Source organism: Actinomadura sp. NPDC047616 (assembly GCF_040642915.1).
GTDB lineage: Bacteria > Actinomycetota > Actinomycetes > Streptosporangiales > Streptosporangiaceae > Spirillospora > Spirillospora miaoliensis.
This window is the reverse complement of record NZ_JBEYTB010000004.1, coordinates 620,112-626,130: the sequence shown is the minus strand read 5'-3', so window position 1 is coordinate 626,130 and position 6,019 is coordinate 620,112. Positions and strand designations below refer to the sequence as shown.

4 protein-coding genes are annotated in these 6,019 nt (G+C 73.0%); all 4 read right to left on the bottom strand.

The genetic code is table 11. From position 1 onward, the window contains the following. Window positions 1–160: 160 nt before the first annotated feature. Window positions 161–853: a phosphoribosyltransferase family protein gene (locus tag ABZ801_RS13560; RefSeq protein ID WP_360697087.1), complete on the bottom strand. Its 693-nt coding sequence runs from the start codon at window positions 851–853 to the stop codon at window positions 161–163. An 89-nt stretch (window positions 854–942) separates the two neighbouring features. Then, window positions 943–2,724: an LpqB family beta-propeller domain-containing protein gene (locus ABZ801_RS13555; protein WP_360697084.1), complete on the bottom strand. Its 1,782-nt coding sequence runs from the start codon at window positions 2,722–2,724 to the stop codon at window positions 943–945. Window positions 2,725–2,780: 56 nt separating this feature from the next. After that, window positions 2,781–4,406 (bottom strand): MtrAB system histidine kinase MtrB, encoded by a 1,626-nt coding sequence (gene mtrB / locus ABZ801_RS13550; RefSeq protein ID WP_360697081.1) that lies wholly within the window; start codon window positions 4,404–4,406, stop codon window positions 2,781–2,783. A gap of 155 nt (window positions 4,407–4,561) precedes the next feature. Next, entirely contained in the window at window positions 4,562–5,239 is a 678-nt protein-coding gene (mtrA, locus tag ABZ801_RS13545) for an MtrAB system response regulator MtrA (protein ID WP_344954396.1), read from the bottom strand. Between the last annotated feature and the right edge of the window lie 780 nt (window positions 5,240–6,019).

Here is a 6,019-nt window from a genome sequence, read left to right as displayed (position 1 = left end):
CCTGAACGCCTTCGACATCGCCTTCGAAGGCCGCTTGGCCGCAGCCCGAAACTAACCCGAACAAGATCCAGTTACACCGTTAACTGGACAGACCCCTCGGGTGGGGACGTTGGCCTTGCGGGGGTTGGTTGGGGTGTGCTTGCTGGGTGGGGGGTGGTTGTTAGGGGGTGGGGGGAGGGTGGGTTCGGCGGGGGGTGGTGGCTAGGGTGGCGGTGGCTATTACGGTGGCGCCTGCTTCGGTGAGGGCGCGGGCGGCTTCGGTCAGGGTGGCGCCGGTGGTGATGACGTCGTCCACGAGGACGACGCGGTGGCCGGGGAGCGGGCGTTTGGGTTCGAGGGCGTCCTTGAGGTTGGTGGCGCGTTCGGCGGCGGTCAGTCCGGCCTGGTCGGCCACTCGGCGGCGGTGGCGCAGGGCGTCCAGGCGGACGAGTCCTGTGGTGCGCAGTTCGCGGAGGGCCGCGTCGGTCATGCGGCGGGTGGGGTCGTGGCCTCGCTGCCGGACGGCTGATCGTGCCGAGGGCACCGGGACGAGGGCCGTAGGGGGATCTCGCGGGCTGCCCGGCTCGGACAGGGCGGCCTGGACGGCGCGGGCCAGTGCGGCGCCCAGGGGGCGGGCGAGCGCCGTCCTGCCGCGCTCCTTGTGGGCGACCAGCATCGAGCGGACGGGGCCCTCGTAGGCCGCCACCGTCCACGGACACGGCAGGCCGGGGGGAAGGGACGTCGGCCACGTCACGCGGCGGGCGGGGGTTTCCAGCCAGGCCGCGCAGCGCCGGCACAGCAGGCCGGTGGCGACGCCGCAACCGGCGCACAGTTCCGTCAGGACGAGGTCGAGCAGGTCGTTGAGGAATCGCATGGCTCGACGATGCCGGGCGAGCCGTCGCCCTCAACAGGGGGCGTCGAGATTGTGGATAACTTCTCGGCGAGAGTGATCTCGAGTGCGGGTCACTGGGCGTAGGTGGGGTCGCTGCCGGGGATGGCGCAGACCCATTCGCTGAACTGGTCGCGGTGGGAGCGCTGGCGGCAGACGCGGGTCTCGTGGGACGAGCGGGTGCCGACGAGGACCGGCGACTTGGGGGCGGCGGCGATCGTCCGGGGCATGCCCAGGGCGCCGACGCCGAGGGAGCTGATGGCGCCGCCGCTCACCGGGACGAGGTAGGGCAGCGGTTGGGAGTCGGACTTGGCGCGTCCGAGGACGGCCAGGGTGCCGTAGTCGCGCCAGGACAGGTCGATGGCGTCCTGGAGTTCGGAGCTGACCGGGAGGAAGGAGCCGACCTCGACGCCGCCGTCTGGGCGGCGGACGATGCGGCCTATGTGGACCTGGGCGCGACGGTCCATTTTCACGATGGCGGCCACACGGACCCCGTCGCGGGCCACGCGCAGGGCCAGGACCTGGCGTCCGCCCAGGCCCCAGTGGGCGGCGCGCACGGGGGCGCGGCCGCGTTGCCGTAGCCAGAGCGTGGAGCGGTCCTTGGTGGTCTCGACCGTCCAGAGCACGCCGTTGCGGTCGAAGGACGGGGCGGTGAAGCGGGCGTCCGGGTCGCTGCGGGTCAGCAGGGGCTGGATGTCGGTGGATCCGGCGACCAGGGTTCCGGCCAGCACCTGGCCGGAGTCGGGGCTGAGCCCGGCGACCTCCTGGTAGTCGGGGGTGACGGCGGGACGGACCAGGCGCCCGGCCGCTCCGGTGACGATGGGCTGCGGCAGGTCCCCGGCGAGCTGGCTCAGGTGGCCCGCGGCGCCGATGAGATAGGCGCTCTGGGGGTCGGAGCGTTCCTCGGACGACTCGCCGTCGGGTGCGTTGGCCGCCCACGCGCGGACGGGCTGGGCGGCGCTGACGCCCTCGGGCGTGACGGTCTCGCCCTCGATCTGCAGCTTGAACTGCTTGACCTCCGACAGCTGCCGCAGCGTCCAGCCGAGCTGGGCGGACATGCGTTCGGGGCTGCCGGAGCGGGCCTGCCGGGTCAGGTCGACGGTCGCCACGTCCTTGCTGATCGTGATGCCGCCGCGCAGCCGCGTGCCGGGCGGGAAGGCGCTGCGGACGGCCGGCGCCAGCCACGAGGTGGGGCCGACGAGCAGGGCCTGGACGAGCCGGTTGGGCAGATCCTGCCGGTTGGCCAGCGGCAGGAAGATGGCGTTGGGGACGAGGGTGCGCCCGTCCGGCCCGAAGAAGTACAGGTTGACGGTGCGGAAGGCGCGGTCCACGTCGGCCTTGGTGAGCAGCAGCCCGCCGCGTACCTCGGTGGGCAGCTCGGTGATGCGCCACAGCCCCTGCTGGGACTTGCCCAGCTGGAAGGTGACCTCGACGTGCTTGGGGTCGGCGGTGTACTGGCCGTCCGGCCCGATGGTGCCGAGCTGGTCGCCCTCCAGCCGGACGGTGGCCTGCGCGCCGCTCTCCTTGACGACGATGGGCTGGTCGCGGTTCTGGAAGACGGTGACGGCGGGGCGCAGGCCGGGCCGCCAGCCGGTGGCCGGGGAGACGTACTCGCGCGCCACCTTCTGGTCGTCGTCGAAGCTCGCCGAGGCGGCCAGGAACCCCGAGACGATCTCGGCCGGGCCCCATTCGGCGCGGGGCCGTACCGGGACGAGCCGCACGTACGGGTCGTCGACCTGCTCGGACCGGTCGACCGGACGCCCGGACACGACGCGTCCCCCGGTGGGCACGGTGGCGCAGCCGGTGACCATCAGCAGCGACAGCGCGGCGGCCAGCGCGCCCCGCGGCGGCCTCACCCGGATCAATCCCCGGCCTCCCCGGTCTCTGCGGCCCTCCCGGCCGAGCCGCGCGATCAATCCCCCGCCTCCAGTTCGGCGAAGACGGCGCGGGCGTCGCGGGCTCCCGGCGGGACGAGGGGCAGCGGGGAGCCGCGCAGCTCGGCGCCCGCCACGCGCGGCAGCGACAGCCGGAACTGCGAGCCCTTGCCGGGTTCGCCCCACGCCTGCAGCCAGCCGCCGTGCAGCTGGGCGTCCTCCCGCGAGATCGACAGGCCGAGCCCGGTGCCGCCGGTGGTGCGGGCCCGGGCGGGGTCGGCCCGCCAGAACCGGTCGAACACCATCTGGCTCTCGCCGGGTTTGAGGCCCACGCCGTGGTCGCGCACCGCCACGGCGACCGCGTCGCGGTCGGCGGCGACGGACACGATGATGTCCTCGCCCTCGCCGTGCTCGACGGCGTTGACGAGCAGGTTGCGCAGGATGCGCTCGACGCGGCGGCGGTCCACCTCGGCCATGCACGGCTCGCCGGGCAGTTGCAGGACGACCTTGCTGCCCTTGCGTTCGGCCAGGCCCTGGATGTCGCCGACGGCGCGCAGCACCAGGTCGCGCATGTCGAGCGACTCGGCGTCCAGGGTGGCGGCGCCCGCGTCGTGGCGGCTGATCTCCAGCAGGTCGGCCAGCAGCGCCTCGAACCGCTCCAGCTGGCTCTGCAGCAGCTCGGCGGAGCGTCCGACGGCCGGGTCGGCGAAGGTGTCGCGGTACTCGTACAGCATGTCGGCGGCGATGCGGATGGTGGTCAGCGGGGTGCGCAGCTCGTGCGAGACGTCCGACACGAACTGCCGCTGCACCTGCGACAGGTCCTCCAGCTCGCCGATCTTCTCCTGGAGGTTGGCGGCCATCTCGTTGAACGAGGTGGCCAGGCGCGCCAGGTCGTCCTCGCCGCGCACCCGCATGCGTTCTTCGAGCCGTCCGGCGGCCAGCCGTTGCGCGCCCTGGGCCGCGAGCCGCACCGGGATGACGACCTGCCGCGTGACCAGCGAGGCGATGGCGGCCAGCAGCAGCACCAGCACCGCGCCCACGGCCAGCAGCGACCAGGCCACCCGGGTGAGGGTGCGCTCCTCCTGGGTGAGCGGGAACAGGTAGTACAGCTCGAACTGGCCGGTCTTGCCACCGACGATGAGACCGGGCTCGCGGTCGCGGCCGATATAGGACAGCCTGCCGAAGGTGTAGTCGCGCGCCCCGGTCGGCCCGCGGCGCAGCTCCTCGCGCAGCCGCGGAGGGACGCTCTCCTGGCGCAGCTCGTTGGTGGCGTAACCGTCGTAGTAGGGATTCTTGGCGTCGCGGATGTAGATCTCGTACAGCCCGGACGGCCCGCTGCGGGCCTTGAGGGCGTTGACGACGCTCTCCAGCCGGCCGCCGTCGTCGGTGGCGGGCCCGCCCAGGTCGCGCTGCACCATCCCGAGGCCCTCGTCGAGCTGGAGCATCGCCGCCTTGATCTTGCCCTCCATCAGGGCGGCGGAGATCTGCTGCTGCAGGAACGCGCCCAGGATCGCCACCACGACCGCCGAGATCAGCAGCGTGGACGTGACCACCCGGATCTGGATGGAACGGCGCCAGCGGGTGTAGGCCCGTCCGACCGCACGGCGCAGGACCCGCCGGGACGCCCGCAGCCCGCGCCGCGCGACACGCTTGGCCGCGTTCATCACCGCACCACTCCCCCGGCGGGACGCCGCGTCGCCCCCGGGGCGTGCGTCATCGCGGCGCGGTGACGGTCGCGGGCCCGGGGGGTCACCGGGGCCTCGGGCGTCGCGGGGGGAGCGTTCATGGGGCCGCCGTTCTCGCCGTCACGCGGGGCGGTTCAGGCGGGACCGGCCTTGTAGCCGACGCCGCGCACCGTGACGACGATCTCCGGCCGCTCCGGGTCCTTCTCGATCTTGGCGCGCAGCCGCTGGACGTGCACGTTGACCAGGCGGGTGTCGGCCGCGTGCCGGTAGCCCCACACCTGTTCCAGCAGCACCTCGCGGGTGAAGACCTGGCGCGGCTTGCGGGCCAGCGCGACCAGCAGGTCGAACTCCAGGGGGGTGAGCGGGATGGCGCGGTCGCCGCGTTTGACCGAGTGCCCCGCCACGTCGATGGTGATGTCGCCGATCTGCAGCGTCTCGGGGGCGGGCTCGTCGGTGCGGCGCAGCCGGGCGCGCACCCGCGCGACCAGCTCCTTGGGCTTGAACGGCTTGACGATGTAGTCGTCGGCGCCGGACTCCAGGCCGAGCACCACGTCGACGGTGTCGCTCTTGGCCGTCAGCATGACGATCGGGACGCCGGACTCGGCGCGGATCTGACGGCACACGTCGATGCCGTCGGCGCCGGGCAGCATCAGGTCGAGCAGCACGAGGTCGGGCCGGGTCTCCCGGAACGCCTCAAGCGCCTTGTCGCCGTCGTGGACGAAGGATGGCTCGAACCCCTCGCCCCTCAGCACGATGCCGAGCATCTCGGCGAGAGCGAGGTCGTCGTCGACGACCAGTACACGTCCTCTCATGGCCCTCATCGCTACAAAGTCGGGGTTTGGTGGGATACGGCAAGCGCGTCGCGCACGTCATCGACGCCCCCGTCGTGCCCCGGACGATGGCCCGGCCCCACCTCGCCAGGGAGAGAAATGCCTTGGCAGGCAAGGTTACCTGCGTTTGCCTCCGCCATGACTCCTCCCAACCGGCGATGAGGTGGCGTGCGCCTGGCCGCGTCCAAAGGAACGGATTCTAGACACCGCTTCGCCGACCAACCCGTGGCCCGGCCTAAACCGGCCGATCGAATCCATCGTGGGCGGACCGTCAAGAGGAGGCAATCGCGGGACCTCGGCCGTGACAGGATGGCCGGACGGGCCGTCATGGGGGCAGGCCTCACGAAACGGGCACAGGACACGGGGCACGGGGAGCTGGAGATGCCGGGACCGAACGGCTGGGACGCTTCGGGCGACCGAGACGGCGCGCCCGTGTCCCCCGCTGCCCCCACACCCCCGCCCAACGCCGCGTTCGCGCCTGAACCCACGTCGCCGCCCTCGTCTGACCCCATGTCCCCACCCTCGTCTGACGCCGCGTTTCCGCCCCCGGCCGCCCCCGCGTCCGCGCCCACGTCTGACGCCGCCTTCCCGCCCCCGGCCGATTCCGCGTTCCCGCCTGAGGCCCCGTCCGCGCCTGCGCCGGACGCCGCGCCGCCAGGGGCGCCTATGTCCGAGCCCGCCTCTGCGCGGGTTTCCTTGGCGGACGCGGACCTGCTCGGGGGCGACATTCCGTTCCGGCCGCTGTCGATTTCGGAGATGCTG